Origin of the sequence: Achromobacter sp. ACM04, assembly GCF_014851465.1 — a bacterium.
In the GTDB taxonomy this organism is placed as follows: domain Bacteria; phylum Pseudomonadota; class Gammaproteobacteria; order Burkholderiales; family Burkholderiaceae_B; genus Achromobacter; species Achromobacter aegrifaciens.
The window spans coordinates 2,210,794-2,235,193 of record NZ_JACUZS010000001.1 but is presented as its reverse complement, the minus strand read 5'-3'; the positions used below and the strand labels follow the sequence as shown (position 1 = coordinate 2,235,193).

21 protein-coding genes are annotated in these 24,400 nt (G+C 67.1%); 16 read left to right on the top strand and 5 right to left on the bottom strand.

The window, feature by feature from the left end; all coding sequences use genetic code 11:
- Nucleotides 1-38: 38 nt before the first annotated feature.
- Nucleotides 39-1,220 carry a beta-ketothiolase BktB gene (bktB, locus tag IB259_RS10395; RefSeq protein ID WP_192328766.1) on the top strand — a complete coding sequence of 394 codons (1,182 nt, stop codon included), beginning with the start codon at nucleotides 39-41 and terminating at the stop codon, nucleotides 1,218-1,220.
- A 63-nt stretch (nucleotides 1,221-1,283) separates the two neighbouring features.
- Here the strand turns inward: bktB and IB259_RS10390 are convergent, their stop codons facing one another.
- Complete coding sequence (locus tag IB259_RS10390) at nucleotides 1,284-2,054, bottom strand: IclR family transcriptional regulator (RefSeq protein WP_119450004.1); 771 nt, start codon at nucleotides 2,052-2,054, stop codon at nucleotides 1,284-1,286.
- Between the two features lie 112 nt (nucleotides 2,055-2,166).
- Here IB259_RS10390 and IB259_RS10385 point away from each other — a divergent pair, with 112 nt between their 5' ends.
- The 11 genes from IB259_RS10385 (at nucleotide 2,167) to IB259_RS10335 (ending at nucleotide 14,892) form a co-directional block, all read left to right on the top strand.
- On the top strand, nucleotides 2,167-3,045 hold the full coding sequence (locus IB259_RS10385; RefSeq protein ID WP_225589271.1) for an enoyl-CoA hydratase: 879 nt from the start codon (nucleotides 2,167-2,169) through the stop codon (nucleotides 3,043-3,045).
- Nucleotides 3,042-5,126, top strand: a complete 2,085-nt coding sequence (locus IB259_RS10380) for an acetate--CoA ligase family protein (protein WP_192328764.1) — start codon at nucleotides 3,042-3,044, stop codon at nucleotides 5,124-5,126. The genes IB259_RS10385 and IB259_RS10380 overlap by 4 nt, the downstream gene beginning before the upstream one ends.
- Nucleotides 5,127-5,155: 29 nt before the next feature.
- Nucleotides 5,156-6,124 (top strand): tripartite tricarboxylate transporter substrate binding protein, encoded by a 969-nt coding sequence (locus tag IB259_RS10375; protein ID WP_125473428.1) that lies wholly within the window; start codon nucleotides 5,156-5,158, stop codon nucleotides 6,122-6,124.
- A 4-nt stretch (nucleotides 6,125-6,128) separates the two neighbouring features.
- Nucleotides 6,129-7,316, top strand: a complete 1,188-nt coding sequence (locus IB259_RS10370; RefSeq protein WP_192328761.1) for an acyl-CoA dehydrogenase family protein — start codon at nucleotides 6,129-6,131, stop codon at nucleotides 7,314-7,316.
- Between the two features lie 5 nt (nucleotides 7,317-7,321).
- Complete coding sequence (locus IB259_RS10365) at nucleotides 7,322-8,353, top strand: acyl-CoA dehydrogenase family protein (RefSeq protein WP_192328758.1); 1,032 nt, start codon at nucleotides 7,322-7,324, stop codon at nucleotides 8,351-8,353.
- Between the two features lie 33 nt (nucleotides 8,354-8,386).
- Entirely contained in the window at nucleotides 8,387-9,157 is a 771-nt protein-coding gene (locus tag IB259_RS10360; protein ID WP_059372341.1) for a hypothetical protein, read from the top strand.
- 167 nt (nucleotides 9,158-9,324) lie between these two features.
- On the top strand, nucleotides 9,325-10,077 hold the full coding sequence (locus IB259_RS10355; RefSeq protein WP_088141612.1) for a GntR family transcriptional regulator: 753 nt from the start codon (nucleotides 9,325-9,327) through the stop codon (nucleotides 10,075-10,077).
- Nucleotides 10,028-11,344, top strand: a complete 1,317-nt coding sequence (locus IB259_RS10350) for a malonyl-CoA decarboxylase domain-containing protein (RefSeq protein ID WP_054452935.1) — start codon at nucleotides 10,028-10,030, stop codon at nucleotides 11,342-11,344. Before IB259_RS10355 ends, IB259_RS10350 begins: the two co-directional genes overlap by 50 nt.
- 45 nt (nucleotides 11,345-11,389) lie before the next feature.
- Nucleotides 11,390-12,181: an enoyl-CoA hydratase/isomerase family protein gene (locus IB259_RS10345; protein WP_119449998.1), complete on the top strand. Its 792-nt coding sequence runs from the start codon at nucleotides 11,390-11,392 to the stop codon at nucleotides 12,179-12,181.
- Between the two features lie 5 nt (nucleotides 12,182-12,186).
- Nucleotides 12,187-13,728: a malonyl-CoA synthase gene (locus tag IB259_RS10340; RefSeq protein ID WP_054452930.1), complete on the top strand. Its 1,542-nt coding sequence runs from the start codon at nucleotides 12,187-12,189 to the stop codon at nucleotides 13,726-13,728.
- 192 nt (nucleotides 13,729-13,920) lie between these two features.
- A complete protein-coding gene (locus IB259_RS10335; protein WP_119449996.1) occupies nucleotides 13,921-14,892 on the top strand; it encodes a tripartite tricarboxylate transporter substrate binding protein in 972 nt (323 codons plus the stop codon).
- Nucleotides 14,893-14,934: 42 nt separating this feature from the next.
- Here the strand turns inward: IB259_RS10335 and IB259_RS10330 are convergent, their stop codons facing one another.
- Nucleotides 14,935-15,891, bottom strand: a complete 957-nt coding sequence (locus IB259_RS10330; protein ID WP_054452926.1) for an aldo/keto reductase — start codon at nucleotides 15,889-15,891, stop codon at nucleotides 14,935-14,937.
- A gap of 272 nt (nucleotides 15,892-16,163) precedes the next feature.
- On the opposite strand from IB259_RS10330, the gene IB259_RS10325 reads away from it, so the two are divergent.
- The 3 genes from IB259_RS10325 (at nucleotide 16,164) to IB259_RS10315 (ending at nucleotide 19,382) form a co-directional block, all read left to right on the top strand.
- The gene (locus IB259_RS10325) at nucleotides 16,164-17,135 is read left to right on the top strand and encodes an ABC transporter substrate-binding protein (RefSeq protein WP_054452924.1); all 972 of its coding nucleotides are present in this window, start codon (nucleotides 16,164-16,166) and stop codon (nucleotides 17,133-17,135) included.
- A gap of 418 nt (nucleotides 17,136-17,553) precedes the next feature.
- On the top strand, nucleotides 17,554-18,441 hold the full coding sequence (locus IB259_RS10320) for an ABC transporter permease (protein ID WP_054452922.1): 888 nt from the start codon (nucleotides 17,554-17,556) through the stop codon (nucleotides 18,439-18,441).
- 146 nt (nucleotides 18,442-18,587) lie between these two features.
- Nucleotides 18,588-19,382, top strand: a complete 795-nt coding sequence (locus IB259_RS10315; RefSeq protein WP_013395026.1) for an ABC transporter ATP-binding protein — start codon at nucleotides 18,588-18,590, stop codon at nucleotides 19,380-19,382.
- A gap of 48 nt (nucleotides 19,383-19,430) precedes the next feature.
- Here IB259_RS10315 and IB259_RS10310 read toward each other — a convergent pair whose 3' ends face one another.
- The 3 genes from IB259_RS10310 to IB259_RS10300 all read right to left on the bottom strand — a co-directional run bounded on the left by IB259_RS10310 (nucleotide 19,431) and on the right by IB259_RS10300 (nucleotide 23,920).
- A complete protein-coding gene (locus tag IB259_RS10310) occupies nucleotides 19,431-20,678 on the bottom strand; it encodes an FAD-binding oxidoreductase (RefSeq protein WP_192328755.1) in 1,248 nt (415 codons plus the stop codon).
- A 96-nt stretch (nucleotides 20,679-20,774) separates the two neighbouring features.
- Entirely contained in the window at nucleotides 20,775-22,409 is a 1,635-nt protein-coding gene (locus tag IB259_RS10305; protein WP_192328752.1) for an NAD(P)/FAD-dependent oxidoreductase, read from the bottom strand.
- Complete coding sequence (locus IB259_RS10300) at nucleotides 22,409-23,920, bottom strand: polyamine aminopropyltransferase (protein ID WP_192328750.1); 1,512 nt, start codon at nucleotides 23,918-23,920, stop codon at nucleotides 22,409-22,411. The genes IB259_RS10305 and IB259_RS10300 overlap by 1 nt, the downstream gene beginning before the upstream one ends.
- An 89-nt stretch (nucleotides 23,921-24,009) precedes the next feature.
- Here IB259_RS10300 and IB259_RS10295 point away from each other — a divergent pair, with 89 nt between their 5' ends.
- Nucleotides 24,010-24,396, top strand: a complete 387-nt coding sequence (locus IB259_RS10295) for a DUF350 domain-containing protein (RefSeq protein ID WP_054452914.1) — start codon at nucleotides 24,010-24,012, stop codon at nucleotides 24,394-24,396.
- Nucleotides 24,397-24,400: the final 4 nt, after the last annotated feature.

The window sequence follows — 24,400 nt, the reverse complement described above, 5'->3', positions numbered from 1 at the left end:
CGGCGGTATGATGGAACGCATTACAAGGAGGAAACACCATGAATGAAGTCATCGTCGCGTCCGCCGTCCGCACCGCCATCGGCGATTTCGGGGGCGCGCTGAAAGACGTGCCGCCGTGCGACCTGGGCGCAACCGTCATCAAGGCCGCGCTGGAACGCGCCGCCGTCAAGGGCGACGAAGTCGGCCACGTCGCCCTGGGCCACGTCATCAACACCGAACCTCGCGACATGTACCTGTCGCGCGTGGCGGCCATGAATGCCGGCATCGCCAAGGAAACCCCCGCCTTCAACGTCAACCGCCTTTGCGGTTCGGGCTTGCAGGCCATCGTGTCGGCTGCGCAGACCATCATGCTGGGCGATGCCGAAATCGCCATCGGCGCGGGCGCCGAAAGCATGAGCCGCGCGCCGTACATCGCGCCGGCGCAGCGCTGGGGCGCGCGCATGGGCGATAGCGTGATGCTGGACATGATGACCGGCGCGCTGTCGGATCCGTTCGGCCGCATGCACATGGGCGTGACCGCCGAGAACGTGGCGGCCAAGTTCGGCATCAGCCGCCAGGACCAGGACGCCGTGGCCGCGGAATCGCATCGCCGCGCCGCGGCCGCCATCGACGCGGGCTACTTCCGCGACCAGATCGTGCCGGTGGTCATGAAGTCGCGCAAGGGCGAAGTGGTGTTCGACACCGATGAGCATGTGCGCCGCGACGTCACGGCCGAAAACCTTGCGGGCCTGAAGCCGGTGTTCCAGAAGGAAAACGGCACGGTGACGGCGGGCAACGCCTCGGGCCTGAACGATGGCGCGGGCGCCGTGGTGCTGATGAACGCCTCGGTCGCAGCCAAGCGGGGCGTCAAGCCGCTGGCGCGCCTGGTGGCCTATGCCCACGCGGGCGTGGACCCCAACATCATGGGCATCGGTCCTGTGCCGGCCACGCAGGCCGCGCTCAAGCGCGCCGGCCTGACGGTGGATCAGCTGGACGTGATCGAAGCCAACGAAGCGTTCGCGGCGCAAGCCTGCGCGGTGTCGCGCGAACTGAAGCTGGATCCGGCCAAGGTGAACCCCAACGGCAGCGGCATCGGCCTGGGCCACCCCATCGGGGCCACCGGCGCGATCATCACCGTCAAGGCGCTGCACGAACTGCAGCGCGTGGGCGGGCGCTACGCGCTGGTGACCATGTGCATCGGCGGCGGCCAGGGCATTGCCGCCATCTTCGAGCGGATCTGAAGCGCCTAGGGGCGCCTCTGGGCGCCCGGCCGCAAGACTGCCCCCTCGCTGCGCGAGGGGGCTTTATTTTTCCAGGTAGTCCTGGGCCCACGCCTGGCACTCGGCGCGCAGCAGCGCGCCCATCTGCGCCCGCCGCGGCGCGTCCAGCCGGCTGCTGATCGCGCCGAAGCTGAATGCCACCCAGGTCAGTTCCGACACCCGGAACGCCACGCCCACGCCCGACACGCCGGGCGTGATGGTGTCTACGATTTCCGAATAGCCCGCTGCGCGCGCCTGCCTGACCGATTTCATCAGGGCAGCGCTGGATGCGCCGATCTGCGCGTAAGTGGCGGAGTGCCGCGCGTACAGCGCGGCGATTTCCTCGTCGGGCAGGGTGGCCATCAGCGCCAGGCCGCCCGCGCCCACGCCCAGAAGACGCCGCTCCCCCTGGTCGATGGTGAATACCTTGACGGGGAACGAGCCAGCCTCGCGCAGCAGGCACAGGGCGTAGTCGCCCTGGCGTATCACCAGGAACACCGTGTCGCCCGACAGGCGCGCGAGCTTCTGCGCAAACGGACGCAGCGCGTCCAGGAGCGGCGTGCGCCGCAGCGCCGCGAATCCCAGTTGCATGGAATCCACGCCCAGGCGGTAGCGCCGGGTTGTGGCGTCGCGCTCGGCGAATTGCTCTTCCAGCAGGCAACTGAGCAGCCGGTGCGCGGTGGAGCGTTCCAGTCCGGCCTCGGCCATGACGCCTTGCAGGTCTATGCCGTCTTCCTGGTGCTGCGCCAGTACGCGTAGCAGGCCGAGGGCGCGCCGCATGCTCTGGGTACCGCCAGTGGATCCACTGTTGTTCATAATGTGGGAAATATTGATTGAATATTTTGTATTTTAGGATTCCAGGTGCGTTAATTCAATCCAGTCGACCGCGCCGCCTCTCAAGGCGCGGCAGAACAAGGACGAGGAGACCATGGAATACGCCACCCTGGCCGTCGAGCGGCACGACTCGGTATGCCGCATCAGCCTCGCGCGCGAATCCGCGCGCAATGCCCAAAGCCAGCAGATGCTGGACGAACTGGATGACGCGTTGACGCGCGCAGAACAGGACGACTCGGTGCGGGTCGTGGTGTTGGCCGGGCGCGGCGCGCACTTTTCCGCGGGCCATGACCTGAAGGAAGCCCAGGCCAAACGCGCCGACTTCACGGTGGAGGAGCGCTGGGATTACGAGTCGCGCCGCTACTACGGCTATTGCATGCGCATCTGGGACTTTCCCAAACCGACGGTGGCGCAGGTGCAGGGCGCCTGCGTGGCGGGCGGTTTCATGATCGCCAATATGTGCGATCTGGTGGTGTGCTCCGACACCGCCTATTTTTCGGATCCCGTCGGCCACACGCTGGCGGCCGCCGCCACCGAGGTGCTGATCCATCCCTGGGTCATGGGGCTGCGCAAGGCCAAGGAAATGCTCTACACCGGCGAAAAGGTGGACGCGCAGGAAGCGCTGCGCATCGGCATGGTGAACCGCGTGGTGCCCGAGGCCGAGCTGGACGCCGCGACCCTGGCGCTGGCGCAGCGCATCGCGCAGGCGCCGCCTTTCGGCCTGCGCCTCATCAAGCGTTCGCTGAACCGCACCGCGGACGCACAGGGTTTCCGCACCGCTCTGTCGGCGCATTTCGATACGCACCAGCTGTCGCATCTGAGCGAGGAGTTCCAGGCCGTCCGTGCACGCGGCCTGGCGCAAGCCATCCAGCGCAACAAGCAAATGGCCCCACGCGACGCAAGCGCGCTGCCCCCCGAGGGGGCGCCTTTTGCCTTGGGGCGGCCCGGTGGCAAAACGGGTGAGGCAGCATGACTCTGGACCCCTTGCTCAACCCGCGCTCCATCGCGATGATCGGCGCCAGCGCCGACGCAGGGCGCATCGGCGGCATGCCGCTGGATCTGCTGACGCGCTTCGGCTATGCGGGCGGCATCTATCCCGTGAATCCGAAGTACCAGGAAGTCTTCGGCCGCCGCTGCTGGCCGGACATCGAGTCCGTGCCTGAACCGGTGGATCTGGCGGTGCTGGCCATCGCGGCCGCGGACGTCACGCCCATGCTGCGCCGCTGCCACGCAAAGGGCGTGCGCGCCGCCATCGTCTACGCCGCGGGCTTCGCCGAAGCGGGCGGCGAGGGCGCGCGCCTGCAGGACGAGCTGGAGGCCTTCGTGGCCGAAAGCGGCATGGCCGTGGCCGGTCCGAACTGCATGGGCTTCGCCAACCTGAACACGCAGGCCTACACGGCGTTCGCCTCGGTCTTCAAGACCGCGCCGGCGCAGACGGGGCCGGGCAAGGTCAGCCTGCTGACGCAAAGCGGCAACGTGTGCGCGGCGGTATACGCGATCGCGCGCCGGCTGGACCTGCCGTTCTCGCATTTCATCAACACCGGCAACGAAGCCTGCCTGGATTTCTCGCAATACCTGGAGTACCTGGCGGCCGACCCGCAGACGGAAATCGTCCTGGGCTACATAGAACAGTTGCGCAATGGCGAGCGCTTCAAGCGCGCCTGCCGCGAACTGGAGCGCCAGGGCAAGCTGCTGATCGCGCTGAAGGCCGGCACCACGGACAAGGGCGCGCAGGCGGTGCAGTCGCATACCTCGGCGCTGGCCGGGGACCGGCGCGTGTACGGGGCGGCCTTCCGCCAATTGAATGTGATCGAGGCCACCGATTTCGCGCAGATGGCGCATCTGGCCAGCCTGGCTACGCTGCGTCACCGCTCGGCGGGCAAGCGCGTCGCGGTGCTGACCATGTCGGGCGCGCTGGGCGCCATCCTGGCGGACAAGTTCATCGGCGCAGGACTGGAGTTGCCCGATCTGCCGCCGGACCTGCAGGCGGTACTGCGCGGCGGGATTCCCGACTACGGCATGGTCGGCAATCCGGTGGACGTGACCGGCAACGTGGTCAACGATCCAGCCTTTGTGCATACCGTGCTGGAAGCGCTGGCCACCACCGATGCGATCGACGCGGTCGTCGTGTATGCGCCCGGCTACATGCTGGACCGCATGGCCGACGCGCTGACGGACGTGTCGCGCCGGCACAAGCGCCTGTTCGTCGCCATCGATACCGGCCTGGCCCAGAGCCGCGCGGCCTTGCGCGACGCCGAGGTGGCCGTGTTCGAGGACTTGGGTCTCGCGGTCGCGGCCCTGGCGCCTTACCTGCTGTGGTGCGAGGCGCGCGGCGCCAAGCGCATCGCGGCGGCGCCGCAACGGGACGCGCCAGCGGTGCCGGCTGTGCCCTGCAATGAAGCGGATGCGCGCGGGTACGTGGCTGCTTTCGGCCTGCCGCAAGCACGGACCAACGTGGCCGCGAACGCGGATGAAGCCGTCGCGCAGGCGCGGGAGGCCGGATATCCGGTTGCCCTGAAGATACTGAGCGCCGACATCGCCCACAAGACCGAGGCGGGCGGCGTGGCGCTGAACCTGGCCGACGACGACGCCGTGCGCCGCGCGTACGGCGAGGTGACGCGGGCGGCGGCCGCGGCGCAGCCAGGGGCGCGGATCGACGGCGTGATGGTGCAGAAGATGGAGCGCGGCGTGGCCGAGATCATTGTCGGCGCCACGCGCGATCCCGTCTTCGGTCCGGTGCTGACCGTGGGGCTGGGCGGTGTGCTGACCGAGCTGTACCAGGACACCAGCCATCGCCTGCTGCCGGTGGACGAGGACATTGCGCTGCAAATGCTGCAGGAGCTCAAGGCCTACGCGCTGCTTGACGGTTATCGCGGCAAGCCCCAGGCCGACGTGGCGGCCGCGTGCCGCAGCATCGTGGCCGTGGGCAATGCCTTGCTTGCCGCGCCCGCGCATGTGGCGGAAATCGAAGTCAATCCATTGCTGATCAAAGAGGCTGGACAGGGCGTTGCGGTACTGGACGCGCTGATCCTGCCCGCAACCCGTAGCGCCTAGCGCGCAATCCATCCCAGGAGGAGACAAGCATGATGAAGAAACTATTGGCCGGCGTCGCGCTGGCTTGCATCGGCGTCACGGGTCCGGCCATGGCCCAGGACAGCTATCCCAACCGTCCGATACGCATCGTGGTGCCGTTCTCGCCAGGAGGCGCGACCGACATCATGAGCCGCCTGCTGGCGGAAAAGCTCAGCGGCAAGCTGGGCCAGCCGGTAATCGTGGAAAACAAGCCGGGCGGCGGCACCATGATCGCGTCCGACTACGTGTCGCGCGCCGAACCCGACGGCTATACCTTGCTGATGGCGGCTTCGTCGCTGGGCATCGCGCCCAGCATCTACGCCAAGGTGAACTACGACCCGATCAAGGACTTCGCGCCCATCAGCCAGGTGGCCTCGGTGGTGCACGTGCTGGAAGTGCATCCCTCGGTGCCGGCCAAGAACGTGGGCGAGCTGATCGCCTACCTGAAGGCGAATCCGGGCAAGGTCAGCTACGGTTCGGTCGGCACCGGCAGCTCGACCCATCTGGAAGCTGAACTCTTCAACAGCATGGCGGGCGTGCAGATGACGCACATCCCGTACAAGGGCAGCGCGCCAGCGCTCAACGATCTGGTGGCGGGCCGCCTGCAGGTCATGTTCGACGCCTGGGCCTCGTCCGGCCCCTTCGTGAAGGACGGCAAGCTGCGCGTGTTGGCGGTGACTACCGCCCAGCCCTCGGCCTCGGTGCCGGATCTGCCGACCGTCGCGGCCTCGGGCCTGCCGGGCTATTCCGCCATGCCCTGGCTGGGCCTGGTGGCGCCGGCGCGCACGCCGCAGCCGGTGGTGGACAAGATCTACAGCAACCTGGCGCAGATCCTGCAACAGCCTGACGTCAAGGCGCAGTTCACCGGCCTGGGGCTGGACATCATCGGCAGCGATCCCAAGACTTTCGCCGCTTTCATCCGCCAGGACGTGACCACGTGGGCCAAGGTCGCGCGCGATTCGAACATCCGCCTGGAGTAATGGCATGACGCAGTTGGAAAGCGCCGCGCGGGAAGACGAGACGTTCCGCCTGGACCTGCGCGGCTGGCTGGCATCGGCCTACGCGGGTTTCGTCAAGGATTGGCCGGGCGGGGCCGAGCCGCGCAGCCTCGATTTCCGGCGGGCGTGGGAAGACACCCTGTGCGCCAACGGCTGGTCCGGTTTGGGCTGGCCCAAGGAGCACGGGGGCCGCGCCCTGCCGCTGTCGCGGCAGGCAGTGTTCCACGAAGAGCACGCGCGCTGCGGCGCGCCGCTGGGCGTGAACCTGATCGGGCACGGCATCCTGGCGCCGACGCTGCTGCATTTCGGCACCGAGGCGCAGAAGCGCCGCTTTTTGCCCGGCATCCTGTCGAACCGCGAGGTCTGGTGCCAGGGCTATTCGGAACCGGGCGCCGGCTCCGACCTGGCGTCGGTGCGCACGCGGGCGGAGGCGGCGCCGGGCGGCTATCGCTTGAACGGCCACAAGATCTGGACCTCGTTCGCCGACCGCGCGCAATGGTGCTTCGTGCTGGCGCGCACCGATGCGCAGGCGCCCAGGCACAAGGGGCTGAGCTTCCTGCTGGTGGACATGCGCAGCCCGGGCGTGCGGGTCGAACCGATCCGGCAGATCACGGGCGAGGCCGAATTCTGCGAGGTGTTCTTCGAGGATGTGTTCGTGCCTGAAGACTGCCTGCTGGGTGCGCCGAACCAGGGCTGGAGGATCGCCATGGCCGCGGCCAGCTTCGAGCGCGGCACCTACTTCATTCCGCGGCTGGTGCGCTTCGCGCAGGAACTGCGCCAGGTGCGCGAACTGGCGTTGCGCGCCGACGCCTACGGCCACGTTCCGGCGTCCTCGGCGGCGGTGCGCCATCAGTGGGCGCGGCTCGCGGCCGACAGCCATGTGCTGGCGTTGAAGTCGCAGCGCGCGCTGGCCGGCGCGATGCGCGGCGATCCGCCGGGGCCCGAGGGGTCTTCCACCAAGATCCATTGGAGCGAAGCGCATCAGCGGCTGCTGGAACTGTCGCTGCAACTGCTGGGCGAGGATGCCTGCCTGGCGGACGACGCGAGCGACGCGCATGCCGCCGAACTGACGCATGCCTATCTGTGGTCGCGCGCCGAAACCATATTGGCCGGCACTTCCGAAATCCAGCGCAATATCATCGCCGAGCAGATGCTCGGCCTGCCCAAGGCTTGAACCTCATGGATCTGCATCCGACCGAAGACCAGCGCATGCTGGACGACGCGGCCCGGCGCTTTCTGGCCGACCGCCATCCGCCCGCCACGGCACGCGCCGCGGCCGGCAAACCCTATGAAGCGCGCCTGGCGCAATGGCGCGAGATCGCCGCCCAGGGCTGGCCGGCGTTGCTGGCGCCGGCCGCGCAGGACGGGCTGGGGCTGGGCATGCGCGAAGCCTGGATCGTGGCCGAAGCCGCCGGGCGGCACCTGTTGAGCCTGCCGCTGGCGGCCAACATGGCGATACTGCCGACCCTGTGCGCGGCGGGGCCGGCCGCGGGATGGGCTGCCGCCGTGATGGCGGGCGACACCTACTTTGCTGACGCTGCCGTGCGTCCCGACGGATCGGTCTTCATCGAAGGCGCGGGCGAGGGCGTGCGTGCACTGGCCGTGCGGCGCTTGAGCGCCACCGCCCTGCGCCTGGAGGCGCTGGCGCCCGTATCCGGCGAGGCGCGGCTCGATCCCACCATGCCGGTGGCGCGTGTGACCCGCCCGCAATTGCTGGACAGCGTCGATCTGGAGGTCGAGGCGGGAACCTGGGAGCGCCTGCGGACGCGCCTGCGCCTGTTGCGTTCGGCTGAGCTGCTGGGCGCTGCCTCGGTCGCGCTGGACATGGCGGCGGCCCATGCACGCGAACGCCGGCAATTCGACCGCGCCATCGGCGCCAACCAGGCGATCAAGCATCGGCTGGCGGAAGACTGGATGGCCTTGGACGACGCCAGGCTGGCGGGCGTGGCAGCGGTTGCGGCGCATGACGCGGACGCGGCTTCGGCGGAACGCGACAGCCTGTTCGCGCCATTGCTTGCGGTGGAGGCGGGCCGGCGCGCGGCGCAGAACGCCATCCAGGTCCACGGCGCGTTGGGCGTCACCTGGGAGTGCGATGCGCACCTTTACCTGAAGCGGGTGCTGCGGCTGGCGGCCGGCCTGCAAGCCGAAACGTCCCGCGCGGAACTGCTGGAACGCATCTGGGAGAGCGGGGACGACCGGCTGGCCGCCTGACGCAGAGGCGGCGTCCGACCTACAATCGCCGCCATGCATAAATCGAACTTTCCTTCCGAGCTGGACCAGCCGACCCTGTCCGAGGTGGACGGCGTCCGCTATCTGCACTTCAACACCGTCTGGGTCCAGGGCGCCATGCGCATCAAGAACCCGTCGGAGCTGGTGCTCGAATACACCGCCCAGATGATGGCCTGGCTGCTGTTCCTGGAGCCGCCCAAGGACGAAGCCATCGGCATGCTGGGCCTGGGCGCCGGCTCGCTGGCGCGCTACTGCGTGAAGCACACGCGCAGCCCCTTGCTGGCGGTGGAATGGAATCCGCGGGTGACGGCGGCCTGCCATATGTTCTTCCGCCTGCCGGGCGCGAACCGCCTCGAAGTCGAACACGCCGACGCCGGCGCCTGGGTGGCCGATCCGCTCAACGCGGGGCGTTGCCCGGTGCTGATGGTGGACTTGTACGACGCCATGGCCGAGGGACCGGTGCGCGACAGCGTCAAGTTCTATCGCGACTGCCGCCGCGTGCTGGGCGAGGTCGGCGTGCTGGCCGTGAACCTGTTCGGCCGCCACGAGAGCTTCGGCAAGAACATCGACAATCTGTCCAAGGCCTTCGACGACCGCATCGTGCTGCTGCCCGAGGTCGAGGCGGGCAACCAGATCGTGCTGGCGTTCTCCGGCCCGCGCCTGGAAGTCACTCCCGCCGAGCTGTTGGCCCGCGCCGAGGTGGTGGAGGCCAAATACGGCCTGCCGGCGCGCCGCTGGGCCCGCTCCCTGACCCGCCACGCGGTCGATGGGGTGCTGCACTTCTGATTTTGTCCCCATTTTTCGGGATGAATCGACGGGCCTCCGGATGCCGGAGGCCCTTTTTATTCCTAGGGTAGCTACCGAGGAGCAAGGGGTTTTCTTTTTCCCGCATCCAGCACTATCATGGCCTTATTCATAATTATGAATTACGGTGCAGTCCAGGCCGCTGACCCATGACCCTTCCCATCGTCCGGCAAGCCCTCTACCTGGAAGTCGCGGATCGCCTGCGCGGCATGATCCACGCGCGCTCCCTGCGCAACGGCGAATGGATAGACGAACTGCGCCTGGCGGGCGAGCTGGGCATCTCCCGCACCCCCTTGCGCGAGGCGCTCAAGGTGCTGGCCACCGAAGGGCTGGTGCGGCTGGAGCCGCGCCGCGGCTGCTTCGTCAATGAACTCTCGGCGCAAGACCTGGAAGACATCTTCCCGCTGATGGCCATGCTGGAAGGGCGCTGCGCCTTCGAGGCCGCGCGCAAGGCCAGCGATGCCCAACTGGCCGAGCTGGAACCCCTGCACGCGGCGCTGGCGGGCCATGCCCAGGCTGGCCGCATCGATGCCTACTACAAGACCAACTACCTGATCCACGAAGCGGTGCAGGCCCTGGCCGGCAACCAATGGCTGTCGGACATGGTGGGCAATCTGCGCAAGGTGCTGAGCCTGTCGCGCCACCGCAGCCTGTCCCAGCCCGGCCGCATCCAGCAGTCCTGCGCCGAGCACCTGGCCATATTCGAAGCGCTCAAGGCGCACGACAGCGAGGCCGCGCAGGCGCTCGCGCACAACCACCTGATGCGCCAGCTGGAAGCGCTGCGCGCATTGAGCCATGCGGACGCCGCCGATGCGGCGCCGTCCGATCCCATCGTCATCGAGGAGCCCGCCCATGTCCGCACCCGCCAATCTCGCACCCGCGCGCGGCGCACGCACGCCTGAGCCCGAGGCCGATGCCATCGATGAAGCGGCCGCCGCCGAAAGCGCGGGCCTGATGTCCCGCCTGGGCAAGCTGTGGGAACGCGGCCGGCTGCCCAGCGAATCCGAAGTCCGGCGTTTGTTCGAAGCGCGCCTGACCGACGTGGCCGCCAACAAGCTGGCCCGCCGCTGGTGCGAGCAGTACAGCGCCGCGGACGGCAAGGACCGCCGGCTGATGCTGACCGCGCTGGCGCAGGCGCGCGGCAGCTACGCTGGCGAAGGCGGCGAGGGCGCGCGCCTCTTCAAGCGCTTCAATGCGCAGCCCCAGGGCCTGCGCTTCCTGGTGGAGCTGCGCGCGGACATGCTGCGCTGGCGCAAGCAGGTGGCGGGCATTCAGATGCTGGACAAGGACCTCGAGGGTCTGCTGTCCGCCTGGTTCGACGTGGGCCTGCTGGAACTGCGGCCGCTGACCTGGGATTCGCCTGCGTCGCTACTGGAAAAGTTGATCCTTTACGAAGCCGTGCACGAGATCACCTCCTGGGACGACCTGCGCCGCCGCGTTTCGCCGGACCGTCGCTGCTACGCCTATTTCCATCCGCAGATGCCGGGCGTGCCGCTCATCTTCGTGGAAGTCGCCTTCGCCAGCCAGATGGCCGACAACGTGCAGGTGCTTTTGGACAGCACGCTGCCGCCGCAGGACCTGGACAAGGCGCGCTGGGCCATCTTCTATTCCATCTCCAACACGCAACCCGGCCTGAAGGGCATCAGCTTCGGCAACTTCCTGCTCAAGCGCGTGGTGGAGCAGCTGCTGCATGAACTGCCCAAGCTGAAGTCCTTCGCCACGCTGTCGCCCATCCCGGGCTTCGCCGACTGGCTGGGCAAGCTGGACGCCGAGGCGGTGGAGGCCATCGTGCGCGAGGACAAGGTGCGCGCCAAGGCGCGCAAGCGCGAGGGCGTGCCCGACGGGCGGCGCTGGGTTGCGCGCCTGGCCAAGGCGGCCCAGGGCAAGGCCGCCGACGTGGTCAAGCGCGCGGGTTTCCGCCTGACAGCCAATTATCTGCAGTCCATGAAGAACGGCATGCCGGTGGACGCGGTGGCGCGTTTCCACCTGGGCAATGGCGCGCGCATCGAACGGCTCAATTGGGCCGCGGATACCTCGCCCAAGGGACTCAAGCAGTCCTGCGGCTTGATGGTGAACTACCTCTACGACCTCGACGAGCTGGACGACAACCTGGCCCGGCTGGGCGAGGGCAAGCCCCAGGTCAGCCGCGGCGTGGGGCGGGTGGCATAGGCGTCGCGCCCGCGGCGCAACTACATAAGAAAGAGGGCAGGAGACATGACGGACAACGTGGCCGGCCGCGTGCTGCTGGAACGCGAGGGCGATCTGGCGCGGGTGACGCTATCGCACCCGGGGCGCCTGAACGCGATCACCGTGGGCATGTGGCATGAACTGCGGGACGTATTCACGCGCATTGCGCAGGACGATACCGTGCGCTGCGTGATCGTGCGCGGCGAGGGCGGCAACTTCGCCGCCGGCGCCGACATTCGCGAGTTCCCCGCGCAGCGCGGCGACATGGCCGGCGTGCAGCGCTACCACCGCCAGGTGCTGGCGCCTGCCTTGCAGGCGGTCGCCCTGTGTCCGCATCCGGTCGTCGCGCAGATCGAAGGCGTATGCGTGGGCGGGGGGCTTGAGATCGCCAGCCAGTGCGATCTGCGGATCGCGGGCGAATCCGCGCGTTTCGGCGTGCCGATCAACCGCCTGGGATTTCCCATGGCGCCGGACGAAATGAGCGGCCTGCTGGCCTTGGTCGGACGCGCCGCCACCCTGGCCATCCTACTGGAAGGCCGCGTGTTCGGCGCGGCCGAGGCCCGCGAGCTGGGCCTGCTGACGCGCGTCGTTCCCGACGACCAGGTGGTCGACGCGGCCAAACGCAGCGCCGAGCGCATCGCGGCTGGCGCGCCGCTGGCCGCCCGCATCAACAAGCGCCTGTCGCGCAGGCTCGCCGCCGGCGGCGCCTTGACCGAAGACGAATACCAGGATTATTTCTCGTACGCCGACAGCCGGGACCACAAGGAGGGCGTGCGCGCCTTTCTGGCCGGCGTGGACCCTTCCTTTTCCGGAGACTAGACAAGGTGAGCAACGCTAATCTATATGCTGTCCTGCAAGGCGGCTTTCCCAAAGACCGCAGCAAAGTCGCGCTGGAAACGCCCGACTTGCAATACACCTGGGACGACATCGATCGCGCCACCGCGTGCCTGGCCAATCTGCTGACCTCGCTGGATCTGCCGGCCGGTTCGCGCGTGGCGGTGCAGGTCGAAAAGTCGCCTGAAGCGCTGCTGCTGTACCTGGCCACCTTGCGTGCCGGCCTGGTCTACCTTCCGCTGAATACCGCCTACCGCGAATCGGAAATCGAGTACTTCCTGGGTAATGCCGAGCCGGCCGTGGTGGTCTGCGCCAGCAAGAACCTGGACTGGGTGCAGCGCGCGGCAGACAAGGCGGGCACCGCGCACGTGTACACGCTGGATGAAGACCGCAGCGGCACGCTGCTGGATGCCGCGGGCGGCCTGCCGCAGACTTTCAAGACCGTGGCGCGCAAGCCCGACGATCTGGCCGCCATCCTGTATACGTCCGGCACCACCGGGCGCAGCAAGGGCGCGATGCTGTCGCACGGCAACCTCGCCGCCAACGCCCGCGTGCTGCACGACTATTGGGGTTGGCGCCCGGACGACGTGCTGCTGCACATGCTGCCGATCTTCCATGTGCACGGCCTGTTCGTGGCCTCGCATGGCGCCTTGCTGGCAGGGGCCAGGATGATCTGGCTGCCCAAGCTCGACGTCGACCAGGCCTTGCACTACCTGCCGCAGAGCACCGTGATGATGGGCGTGCCGACGTACTACGTGCGTCTGCTGGCCGACCCGCGCTTTGACCGCAGCGTCTGCGCCAACATGCGACTCTTCATCTCGGGCTCGGCGCCCTTGCTGGCCGAGACATTCTCGGACTTCCAGAAACGCAGCGGCCACGCCATCCTGGAACGCTATGGTATGAGCGAGACGGTCATGCTTACCTCCAATCCCTATGACGCCAAGCTGGGCGAACGCCTGGCGGGTACCGTGGGTCGTGCCTTGCCGCAAGTGCAGGTGCGCGTGGTCGACGATGCCGGCATCGCGCTGGCGCCGGGCGAGATCGGCAACGTGCAGGTGCGCGGGCCGAACGTGTTCTCGGGCTACTGGCGCATGCCGGAAAAGACCGCCGAGGAATTCACCGCCGACGGCTGGTTCAAGACGGGCGACGTGGGCCGCTGGGGCGGCGAGTCCGCGGGACGCGACGTGCCCGCCGACTACCTGTCCATCGTGGGCCGCAGCAAGGACCTGATCATTTCCGGCGGCTTCAACGTGTACCCCAAGGAGATCGAAACGCTGATCGACGACATGCCCGGCGTGGCCGAATCGGCGGTCATCGGCGTGCCGCACGCAGACTTCGGCGAGGCCGTGGTGGCCGTGGTGGTGCCCAAGGACGGCGCGGCGCTGGACGCGGACGCGATGCAGGCCGAGCTGAAATCGCGCATCGCCAATTTCAAGGTGCCCAAGCGCGTGCACATCATCGGCGAACTGCCGCGCAACACCATGGGCAAGGTGCAGAAGAACGTGCTGCGCGAAACCTACAAGGCGCTCTGACGTACGCGCCGACCGCTCCCCGATCTGGGGAGCGGGTTTTCTTCAGGCCCGGCGTGTGATGCGCAGGCCATCTTTCAGGAGCGCTCGCCCCCAAAAAAACCGCAAGTCCCAGCAGCCCATTCCATACAAAAACTTCAAGAGACGAGACGCACATAACCGCGCCGTCCCCATGCTGCAGCAAGAGGAGACAATATGAAATATCGCACCACCGCCGCGGCCGTATTCGCCGTGGCCGCCCTGGGCTTTGGCGGCGTCGCCGCCGCACAATGGCCCGAACGCCCGATCACGCTGATCGTCCCGTTCCCCGCAGGCGGCGGCACGGACACCTTTGCCCGTCCGCTGGCCCAGCAACTGACCACGCAGCTGGGCCAGCCCGTGGTCATCGACAATAAGGGCGGGGCGGGCGGAACCGTGGGCGCGGGCGTCGCGGCCAAGGCCAGGCCTGACGGCTACACCTTCTTCATGGGCGGCGCGCACCATGCGCTGGCCCCCTCGCTGTACAAGAACCTGAACTACGACATCCAGAAGGACTTCGTGCCGGTCGCGCTGGTCGCCCAGCCGCCGCAGGTCATCGTCATCAATCCGTCCAAGCTGCCGGTGAAGACGGTGCAGGAATTGATCGACTACGCCAAGAAGCGTCCCGGAGAAATCAACTTCGGCACTGCCGGCAAGGGCAGCACGCATCACCTGGCCGGCGAGCTGTTCGCCATGCAGACCGGCATCAAACTGGTGGACGTGCCCTACCAGGGCGCCGGACCCATGCTGTCGGCCCTGATCGGCGGACAGGTGGACCTGGCGTTCGACGGCCTGGGTTCGTCCGCCGGCCATATACGCTCCGGCACGATCAAGCCCCTGGCCGTGGCTGCCACCGAACGCTCGCAATCGCTGCCCGACGTGCCCACCGCCGCCGAGGCCGGCGTACCGAACTACGTGGTGTCGACCTGGTACGCGATCTGGGCGCCCGCTGGCACGCCCAAGGAAGCGGTGGACCGGATGAGCGCCGAGATCACCAAGGCCCTGAATGCGCCGAAGATCAAGGAAACCTGGGCCGGCAACGGCTCGGCCGTGCCCACCCTGACCGGCGCCGAGTTCGGCAAGTTCGTCGATAGCGAGGTTGGGCGTTGGGCCAAGGTGGTGAAGGACTCGGGGGTGAAGCTGGATTGATGGCCGCGAGTCAGGCGTGCGCCACGTGGCGCGCGCCCTCCCTCACCGCCATTCACTCGCCTGGCTCAGCTTGGCCAACTGATCATGCGTCAGCGCCAGGCTGGCCGCCTTGACCAGTTCGTCCAGTTGCTCGAGCGAGGTCGCGCTGACGATGGGCGAGGTGATGCCGGGTTGCGCGATCTGCCAGGCCAGCGCGGCCTGGGCGGGCGTGCAGTTGGCGTCCTCGGACACTTCGTCCAGCGCTTTCAGGATCCGGTAGCCGCGGTCGTTGAGATAGGTGTCGACGATCTTGCGTCCGCGCGGGCTTTTGCCCGCGTCCGCGGGGCTGCGGTACTTGCCGCTGAGGAATCCGCTGGCCAGGGCGTAATAGTTGATCGTGCCCATCTGCTGCGTCTTCACCAGGCTTTGCAACCCGGACTCGAAGGGTTCGCGGCGGTACAGGTTGTATTCCGGTTGGATGCTCTCGTAGCGCGGCAGGCTGTGCCGTTCGCTCGCGATCAGCGCTTCGGACAGCCGCACCGCGGTGTAGTTGGAGGCGCCGATGGCGCGCACCTTGCCGGACTCGATGTGCTTGGCGTATTCGGCCAGGGTGTCGGTCAGCGGTGTGTCGGGGTCGTCCTGGTGCGACTGGTAGAGGTCGATGTGGTCCGTCTGCAGCCGGGCCAGCGAGGCTTCCAGCGAACGGCGGATGTAGGCGGGCGCCAGGCCCTTGGCGTCGGGTCCCATTTCCATGCCGACCTTGGTGGCGATCAGCACGCGGTCGCGCTTGCCGGAGCGCTTCAGCCATTTGCCGATCAGGGTCTCGGATTCGCCGCCCTGATTGCCTGGAACCCAGCGCGAATACACGTCCGCCGTGTCGATGAAGTTCAGGCCGGCGTCCACCAGCGCGTCCAGCAGCGAGTACGTGCCGGCTTCGTCCACGGTCCAGCCGAAGACGTTGCCGCCGAAGGTGAGGGGAGGAATCTGCAGGCCGGAACGGCCCAATGCGCGTTTGATCATGGTGAGGCCTCTGGATGCTGCGGTTGGCGGCGCGAAAGAAGTCCGGTTTCTGCGGATCCGGCCGCTGCGATTCCGGGCTTTTCAGTATATTGACGCCGCTGCGCCCCGCTGCGGGGCATGCTGTTGCGGCATGCACCATTTCAGGGATTCCCCCGAAACGCTTTGGGTGGGCGGCAAGTTAGACTATACGGCTTTATGGCTAGTCCGGCCGGCGGGGAGCCGCCAGCGGCGCCGTAATAATGAGCAAAAACAAGGGTTCAAGGAGCTTATCTATGCTGATCGGAAAAAAACATTTTCTGACGGTTGGCGCCATGGCGCTGGCGATGGCTATCGCCGCGCCTGTGTCCGCGCAGCAGAAATCCGTGGCGGTCACCGCCATCGTCGAGCATCCGGCGCTGGACGCCGTGCGTGACGGGGTGCAGGATGCCCTCAAGCAGGCCGGCTACGAGCCGGGCAAGAACCTGAAGTGGCAATACCAGAGCGCCCAGGGCAACAACGGCACCGCCGCCCAGATCGCGCGCAAGTTCGTCGGCGACAAGCCCGACGCCATCGTCGCGATCGCCACGCCGTCGGCACAGGCCGTCGTCGCCGCCACCAAGGACGTGCCGGTGGTGTATTCCGCCGTGACCGATCCGGTCGCTGCCCAACTGGTCGCCAGCATGGACGCCTCGGGCACGAACGTGACCGGCGTGTCGGATCTGCTGGCCCTGGACAAGCAGGTCGAACTGATCAAGAAAATCGTGCCTAACGCCAAGCGCGTGGGCATCGTCTACAACCCGGGCGAGGCCAACTCGGTCGTGGTCGTGAAGAAGCTGCAGGAAATCCTGCCGAAGTCTGGCATGAGCCTGGTCGAAGCGGCAGCGCCGCGCTCGGTGGACGTGGCTTCCGCCGCCCGCAGCCTGATCGGCAAGGTCGACGTCATCTACACCAACACCGACAACAACGTCGTGTCGGCCTATGAGTCGCTGGTCAAGGTCGGCAACGACGCCAAGATCCCCCTCATCGCTTCCGACACCGACAGCGTCAAGCGCGGCGGCATCGCCGCCCTGGGCATCAACTACCGCGACCTGGGCGTACAGACGGGCAAGGTGGTGGTGCGCATCCTGAAGGGCGAGAAGCCCGGCGCCATTCCCTCGGAAACCATCTCCAAGCTCGAGCTCTACGTGAACCCGGGCGCTGCCGCCAAGCAGGGCGTGACCCTGTCCGATGCGATCATCAAGTCGGCCGCGGTGGTTGTGAAGTAATAATCAGCCGTACCCGCCCCGCCATGCCTACCCGGCGTGAGCGGGGCTTGTTTTATGTTCTGGTGTCTTGCCTTACCCCATGGTCTTCAGGGCGGCAGCATTCACAAGATGCTCGCGGCCCGGCGCAATGTGCTGGTCTTGAATGGCCGGCGGCCCGCCTTACGGCGTTGTGCCCGCCCGGCGTTTTTGCTCCCTGAATGGTCCTGCAGACTCATGCTGGCGGCCCGGCCGTCCGGCACGGGAAGGCTTTGGCAGGAAACCGGAGAAAATCCCTCGCAGGGAAACGTTTCTTGCGAAAGCTGGGGTAAAACTGACCCCGAAACGCAAGATATCCGACGCGGCAACTCTTTAATATGCTCGTTTCTTGCCTTCGTGCAAGTTTTTAATATGCCCGCTTCTTACTGATTGGATTTGACCCATGTCATTGTTCTCGTTGTTAGGTGCGTTGGAGATCGGCCTGATCTTCAGCCTGGTGGCTCTGGGCGTGTATATCTCGTTCCGCCTGTTGCGCTTCCCGGACCTGACCGTTGACGGCAGCTTCCCGTTGGGCGGCGCGGTCTGTGCCACGCTGATCGCCTCGGGCACCGACCCGTTCATGGCCACCGTCATCGCCACCATCGCTGGCGCCGCAGCCGGGCTGGTCACCGGCTGGTTGAACGTCAAGCTCAAGATCATGGATCTGCTGGCCAGCATCCTGATGATGATCGCGTTGTACTCGGTCAACCTGCGCATCATGGGCAAGCCCAATGTCCCGCTGATCACCGAACCCACCGTATTCACCATCCTGCAGCCTGAGTGGTTGTCGGACTACGTCGCCCGCCCGTTGATCCTGATCGTGATCGTGATCCTGGCCAAACTGGCGCTGGACTGGTTCTTCGCCACGCAGACCGGCCTGGCGGTGCGCGCCACCGGTTCCAACGGCCGCATGGCCCGCGCCCAGGGCGTCAACACCGGCCGCATGATTCTGGGCGGAATGGCGCTGTCCAACGCGCTGGTCGCGCTGGCGGGCGCGCTGTTCGCGCAGACCCAGGGCGGTTCGGACATTTCGATGGGCATCGGCACCATCGTGATCGGCCTGGCCGCGGTGATCGTGGGCGAAAGCATCCTGCCGTCGCGCAAGCTGGTGCTGGCCACGCTGGCCGTCATCATCGGCGCCATTGTCTACCGCTTCTTCATCGCCCTGGCGCTGAACAGCGATTTCATCGGCCTGAAGGCGCAAGACCTGAACCTCGTCACTGCGGTGCTGGTCACGTTTGCCCTGGTCATTCCCATGCTCAAGCGCCGCCTGGTCGGCAAGAAAGGATGAGGCCCACCCCCGAAGCGCCTGCGGCGCTTCCCCCTCAAGGGGGCGCCGCGCGCGGACCGGCAAAGCCGGCTCCGCGGCGGCCCCGATCGGGCTGTATGGAATTGATGTGGCCTGTGTGCTGCGATTGCACAATGGAGTACTGAAATATGTTGTCCGCAAAAGACCTCAAGATCACGTTCAACGCGGGTACGCCCATCGAAACCCGCGCCTTGCGCGGCCTGTCGCTGGAGATCCCCTCGGGCCAGTTCGTGACCGTCATCGGCTCCAATGGCGCCGGCAAGTCCACCTTCCTGAATGCAGTGTCGGGCGACCTGCCGGTCGACTCCGGCCGCATCGACATCAATGGCGTCGACGTCACGCGCCAGCCGGTGTGGGCGCGGGCGGGCCGTGTGGCCCGCGTGTTCCAGGACCCTATGGCCGGCACCTGCGAAGACCTGACCATCGAAGAGAACATGGCGCTGGCGCAGATGCGCGGCGCGCGCCGCGGCTACAGCCGCGCGGTCAAGGCCTCCATGAAGGAGGGCTTTCGCGAGCGCCTGGCCACGCTGGGCCTGGGCCTGGAAAACCGCCTGACCGACCGCATCGGCCTGCTGTCTGGCGGTCAGCGCCAGGCGGTCAGCCTGTTGATGGCGGCCTTGCAGCCCTCGCGCATCCTGCTGCTGGACGAGCACACCGCGGCGCTGGACCCGCGCACGGCGGACTTCGTGCTGCAGCTGACCGCGCGCATCGTGGCCGAAAGCCAGCTCACCACGATGATGGTGACCCACAGCATGCGCCAGGCGCTGGACGTGGGCGACCGCACCGTCATGCTGCATCAAGGGCAGGTGGTGCTGGATGTGTCGGGCGACGAGCGCCGCGGCATGGACGTGCCGGATCTGCTGGCCATGTTCGAGCGCGTGCGCGGCGAGAAGATCTCGGACGACGCCCTGTTGCTGGGGTAAGCGCCAGGCGCCGGTTGTGTGAACCACAGCCGGCGGCTTCCTGCCGCCCTAGATGAACCGACCCGGCCGGAAGGCCTCGTGGCGCGAGGCAGCGCCGCCATCACACATCAGTTCTCCCAGTATCCTGGCCGTGCCAGGCGCGGTGCTGAAGCCGATGTGCTGGTGGCCCAGCGCCAGCCACAGGCCGGGATGGCGCGGCGCTTCGCCTATCATCGGCCGGCTGTCGGGCAGCGTCGGACGCCGCCCCAGCCACGCCTCGGCGTCCAGCCGCCGGTCCAGCGGAAACGCCTCGCGGGCCCGCGCCTCCGCCAGGTCCAGCTGCAGCGGCCGGGCGGGCGCTTCGCAGGCGTCCAGTTCCACTCCCGTGGTCAGGCGCAGCCCGCGTGCCATGGGCGACAGCACGTAGCCGCCGCCGGTGTCGTAGACCGGGCGTGTCAGGCTGGCGCCGTCTGCGCCGCTGTAATGCATGTGGTAGCCGCGCTCGAACGCCATGGGCAGGTCTATGCCCGCCGTTTTCAAAAGGCCCTTCGACCAGGGACCCATCGCCACCACCAATCGATCCGCCGCTACTGACCCGGACCCCTGCGCGCCTTGCACGATCCAGCCCTGGCCCTCGCGGCGGATGGCGCTGGCGGTCAGGCGTTGGAACGCGCCGCCCGAGCGCCGGAACAGGGCGGCATAGGCCGCGACCACTTCGTGCGGGTCATCGACAGAGTAGGAGCCCTGGATCCACAGGGCGCGGTGGAAGATGGGCGCAAGCGCGGGTTCGATCTCCGCGAGTTCCGCGGGCTGCAAGACCTGGGTCGGCACCTGGTACTGGGCAAAGGTCTTGCGCGACAGTTCGCCGCTGTTCCAGCCCTGTTCCGAGCGGTACAGGAAAACCCAACCCGTATCGCGCAGCCGGTGCGCCGCGCCCGATTCGTTCAGCAGCCGCAGGTGCTCGGGCGCCGAAAGCCGGATCAGGCCATCCAGCGCCTCCACGGTCTGCCTGAACACCGCCGGCCGGGCGTTGAGCAGGAAGCGGGCGGCCCAGCCCAGGTTCCGCGCCAGATAGCTCAGCTTGTAGCGGAACTGCACGGTGTCGTTCTTCAGCAGCCGCGGCAACTGCGGCCACAAGCCGGGGTGGTTGAACGGCATCAGCGAACTGCGCGCGATCACGCCGGCGTTGCCCAGCGAGGTTTCCAGGCCCGGCTCCTGCCGGTCCACCAGCGTGACGGACAGGCCGCGGCGCTGCAGTTCCAGGGCGCAGCAGACGCCCACGATACCCGCGCCTAGGACAACGACGTGCTTTCCCATGTCTTTTTATCTGAGTCCGGTCAGGAGGTGCCGTGATGCCCGGCAAGCTCGCGGAATTGTATTGCAGGCGGCCGGAGAAAATGCGGCGCGCGAACTTCAGGCCTGCGGCGGCTTCCGGCCCATGATCCGTCCTGCCGCGGCCACGCCCCACCACGAGGCCTCCTCGAATACGGAATAGCCTGAAAGGTCTGAGTGCGCGAACAGCACCGGACCGTCCACGTCGCGCAGCGCGGCCAATCCCCGATTGGACAGGTAGCCGCATAGCGGCGAGGCCATGGCGTGGCCGCGCACCGTGATTTCCAGCTGGCGCGCATGGCGCCAGAACTCCTTGCCGTAGGCCGCGACCAGGTCGGACGCGGCCTCGGCCCGCAGTTCTTCCGGACTGGCGCGGGTCAGCCACTCGCGCGCGGCCTGGGGCGTCTGTCCGCTGAGCGCGTGATACGCCGTGAAGACGCAGCGCGGCGTGCGGGCCACGCGCAGCAGCTGGTGCGTGGAGACGACATAGCCCAGCGCCTTGCCCTGGTAGACGACGTTGTCCCAGGACAGCGGTTCGCCCGGGGCTTCGGCCGGGTAGCCTTCCATGACGAAGTTCGACACCATCCAGGGCGCATGCGGCGGCGCGTGCACCGCCGGATCGTAGCCATAGGAGCGGATGTCGGGCAGGATGCGCTGGGCCACGAACAAGGGCATCGCGCACACGGCGCGGCGCGCCTGCACCGTGTAGGCGCTGGAAGACGAGGCGAGGCAGGTGACCAGCGCGCCGGCAGGCGTCTCCTGTACCCGGACCGCCGTGCCGGCGGCCAGCCAGTCGGCATGGCCGAGCTTGTTCGTGATGGCGTCGCGCATGCGCTGCATCAACGTCGACAGGCCTCCAGGCCAGGTCAGCACCGCGCCTTCGCCGGCATTTTCGGCATGGCCGTCGCGGCTGGCGAAGTAGTGCAGGCCCGCCCAGGCCGAAATCGCGTCGTACTGTGCGCCGTAGTCGTCGCGGCAGCAATAGTTCAGGTACCAGTGCAGCGCGGGCGAGGTATAGCCCTCGCGGTCCAGCCATTGCTTGAACGTAATCGCGTCCAGCGCGCGCCAGGCCGGGTCCTGCGACGACAGCGTGAGCGGAATGCTGAAGACCTTGCGGCCGTCGTTGCCGGTCTGCGTGTGCAGACGATCGATCAGCGCAAGAAATTTGCGGTGCTGCGCCAGGTCCGCTTCCGGCAGCCCGCTCATGGGCAGCAGGTTCTCTTCCCAATGGCCGCCGCGCAGCAGGCGCTCCTGGGGCGAGTGCACCAGCGCGGTCTCGTCGTAGTAGGGTCGGGGGGTACTTGCGCCGCGCTCGATGATGCCGAAATCGGCCAGCATTTCGCGTATGTGCGTGGAGGCCATCGAGGGCAGCGGCAGGTAGTGCGCGCCCAAGGGGTAGTCCAGGCCGTCGCGCTGGCCGGCGGCCGCGTTGCCTTCGAGTTCGGGGCCCTGCACCACCAGGAAATCCGTGTGCCCTTCGCGCGCCAGCTTCCAGGCGCAGGACAGGCCTGCCACGCCCGAGCCCAGGATCACGACGTCGCGCTGGCGGCTGGCGGAGGGGTGCGGCCAGGCCGCTGCGTTGCGCAAGGCATGGCCTGCCTGCATGCCCGGGTAATGGATTTCTGGCGTGGTCTCGACGATGCGCGAACGGTAGTACCCGGCGGTGCCGGCGACGGCGGCCGTGGCCGCGCCCAAGAGGAAGCTGCGCCGCCGCATCAGCGGATGACCTTGCGCCAGTCCTCGTCGAAGTAGCGCACGAGCGATTGCTCGTTCAGACGGTTCGGAGGCATCGCCAGCGCGGGCATGTCGGCAGGGAAGTGGAACAGTTCGCGCGTCGTGACCGGGTCCAGGTAGCGCGTGGGCACGGTAATCGCGGCGGGCGGCTCGTAGTCGCGGCGCTTGCTGGCCAGAATGAAGCCCCAGTCGCCAAAGGACGGCACGTAGGTATGGTACGGCCAGGTGTTCAGGCCGGCTTCCTTCAAGGTGGCGTCCACGCTCCAGAATGAGCGCGGCGCGAAGTAGGGCGAGGTGGACTGCACCACCATATAGCCGTTCTCGGCCAGGTGGCGCGCCATCAGGTGATAGACCGGTACCGAGTAGAGGCGGCCCAGGCCGAAGTTGGACGGGTCCGGAAAATCCACCACGATGTAGTCATAGACCTCGGCGTGGGTTTCCAGCCAGCGGCCGGCGTCGTCATTGATCACCGTGACCCGGGGATCCTTCAGCGACCCCTGGTTCAGCTTGACCAGCGGTTCGGAGCGGGAGAACAGGCCGGTCATGGCCGGATCCAGATCCACCAGCGTCACATGTTCGATATTCTTGTACTTGAGGATTTCGCGCACCGCCAGGCCGTCGCCGCCGCCCAGCACCAGCACATTGCGCGCCCAGGGCAGGGCTTGCAGGCCGGGGTGCACCAGCGCTTCGTGATAGCGGTGCTCGTCGCGCGACGAGAACTGCAGGTTGCCGTTGATGTACAGGCGCAGGTCGTCGTGCCAGCGCGTGACCACCAGGCGCTGGTACTGCGTGGTTTCCGCGTGCACCACGTCGTCGCCGTACAGGCCTTTCTCGGCCCAGGCCGTCATGCTGCCGGAATAGATGAAGCCCATCCCCAGGAACCCGATCACCACCCCAGCACGGATGGCTTTTTCGCCGGGCCTGCGCAGTTCCGCGCGGAACAGCCAGGTGGTCCACAGCGCCACGCTGGCGTTCATGATGCCGAACAGGAAACTGGTGCGCAGCAATCCGAGCTTGGGTGCGAGCAGCAGGGGAAACACCAGCGACACGGCCAGCGCGCCCAGGTAGTCGAAGGTCAGCACGCGGCTGACGATTTCGCGGAACTCGGCCTTGCGCTGATTGAACACTCGCATCACCAGCGGAATCTCCATCCCGACCATCAGGCCGATGACGAAGACGCCGACATACAGGGCAGCGCGGAAGGGCGCGGAAAGCCAGGCGAAGACCAGGAACAGCACCGCGGCGGAGACGCCGCCCAACAGGGCGACCAGCAGCTCCACGTCGATGAAGCGATTCAAAACGTCTTCGTCTCTTACATATTTTGACAACCACGAACCTATGCCCATGGCGAAGAGATAGCAGCCGATGACGGAAGAGAACTGCAGTATCGAATCCCCCAGCAAATAGCTGGCCAGCGCGCTGCTGATGAGCTCATAGCCCAAACCGCAGGAGGCGACGATCAATACCGAAAGGATGAGAACGCGGTCGCGCATGAGGTGTCCGACACGAAAAATGCGTTCGCAGTATATCGAACGCGCCGTATATACTGCGCGCAATTAGGAGGGCGGCAATGGGAGAAGCAATGCATCCGGTGGTGACCTATCTTATCTACATGGCATCTGCGCTTGCCATGCTGGGTGTCTTCACCTTGGTCTACACGGCCGTCACGCGCTACAAGGAATTCGAGCTGATCCGCGAAGGCAATATCGCCGCCGCGCTGTCGTATGGCGGCGCGCTGGTCGGGTTCAGCTTCACCTTGTGCTCCAGCATCGCGATCCATGCCAGCTATGCCATGTTCCTGCTGTGGGGCCTGGTGGCCATGCTGGTGCAGCTGGTCGTGTACGTGGGCGTGTCCCAGACCGTGCGCGGCATGAACGAGGCCATCGAAGAAAACAACATCGCCATGGGCGGGCTGATCGGCTCGATTTCCATCGCCGCGGGCATCGTCAACGCCGCCAGCCTGACCTGACGCG

Bases quoted from the DNA above. Each gene is read 5' to 3' on its own strand.
- bktB (WP_192328766.1), top strand. From the start codon at position 39: ATGAATGAAGTCATCGTCGCGTCCGCCGTCCGCACCGCCATCGGCGAT.
- IB259_RS10390 (WP_119450004.1), bottom strand. From the start codon at position 2,054: ATGAACAACAGTGGATCCACTGGCGGTACCCAGAGCATGCGGCGCGCC.
- IB259_RS10385 (WP_225589271.1), top strand. From the start codon at position 2,167: ATGGAATACGCCACCCTGGCCGTCGAGCGGCACGACTCGGTATGCCGC.
- IB259_RS10380 (WP_192328764.1), top strand. From the start codon at position 3,042: ATGACTCTGGACCCCTTGCTCAACCCGCGCTCCATCGCGATGATCGGC.
- IB259_RS10375 (WP_125473428.1), top strand. From the start codon at position 5,156: ATGATGAAGAAACTATTGGCCGGCGTCGCGCTGGCTTGCATCGGCGTC.
- IB259_RS10370 (WP_192328761.1), top strand. From the start codon at position 6,129: ATGACGCAGTTGGAAAGCGCCGCGCGGGAAGACGAGACGTTCCGCCTG.
- IB259_RS10365 (WP_192328758.1), top strand. From the start codon at position 7,322: ATGGATCTGCATCCGACCGAAGACCAGCGCATGCTGGACGACGCGGCC.
- IB259_RS10360 (WP_059372341.1), top strand. From the start codon at position 8,387: ATGCATAAATCGAACTTTCCTTCCGAGCTGGACCAGCCGACCCTGTCC.
- IB259_RS10355 (WP_088141612.1), top strand. From the start codon at position 9,325: ATGACCCTTCCCATCGTCCGGCAAGCCCTCTACCTGGAAGTCGCGGAT.
- IB259_RS10350 (WP_054452935.1), top strand. From the start codon at position 10,028: ATGTCCGCACCCGCCAATCTCGCACCCGCGCGCGGCGCACGCACGCCT.
- IB259_RS10345 (WP_119449998.1), top strand. From the start codon at position 11,390: ATGACGGACAACGTGGCCGGCCGCGTGCTGCTGGAACGCGAGGGCGAT.
- IB259_RS10335 (WP_119449996.1), top strand. From the start codon at position 13,921: ATGAAATATCGCACCACCGCCGCGGCCGTATTCGCCGTGGCCGCCCTG.
- IB259_RS10330 (WP_054452926.1), bottom strand. From the start codon at position 15,891: ATGATCAAACGCGCATTGGGCCGTTCCGGCCTGCAGATTCCTCCCCTC.
- IB259_RS10325 (WP_054452924.1), top strand. From the start codon at position 16,164: ATGCTGATCGGAAAAAAACATTTTCTGACGGTTGGCGCCATGGCGCTG.
- IB259_RS10320 (WP_054452922.1), top strand. From the start codon at position 17,554: ATGTCATTGTTCTCGTTGTTAGGTGCGTTGGAGATCGGCCTGATCTTC.
- IB259_RS10315 (WP_013395026.1), top strand. From the start codon at position 18,588: ATGTTGTCCGCAAAAGACCTCAAGATCACGTTCAACGCGGGTACGCCC.
- IB259_RS10310 (WP_192328755.1), bottom strand. From the start codon at position 20,678: ATGGGAAAGCACGTCGTTGTCCTAGGCGCGGGTATCGTGGGCGTCTGC.
- IB259_RS10305 (WP_192328752.1), bottom strand. From the start codon at position 22,409: ATGCGGCGGCGCAGCTTCCTCTTGGGCGCGGCCACGGCCGCCGTCGCC.
- IB259_RS10300 (WP_192328750.1), bottom strand. From the start codon at position 23,920: ATGCGCGACCGCGTTCTCATCCTTTCGGTATTGATCGTCGCCTCCTGC.
- IB259_RS10295 (WP_054452914.1), top strand. From the start codon at position 24,010: ATGCATCCGGTGGTGACCTATCTTATCTACATGGCATCTGCGCTTGCC.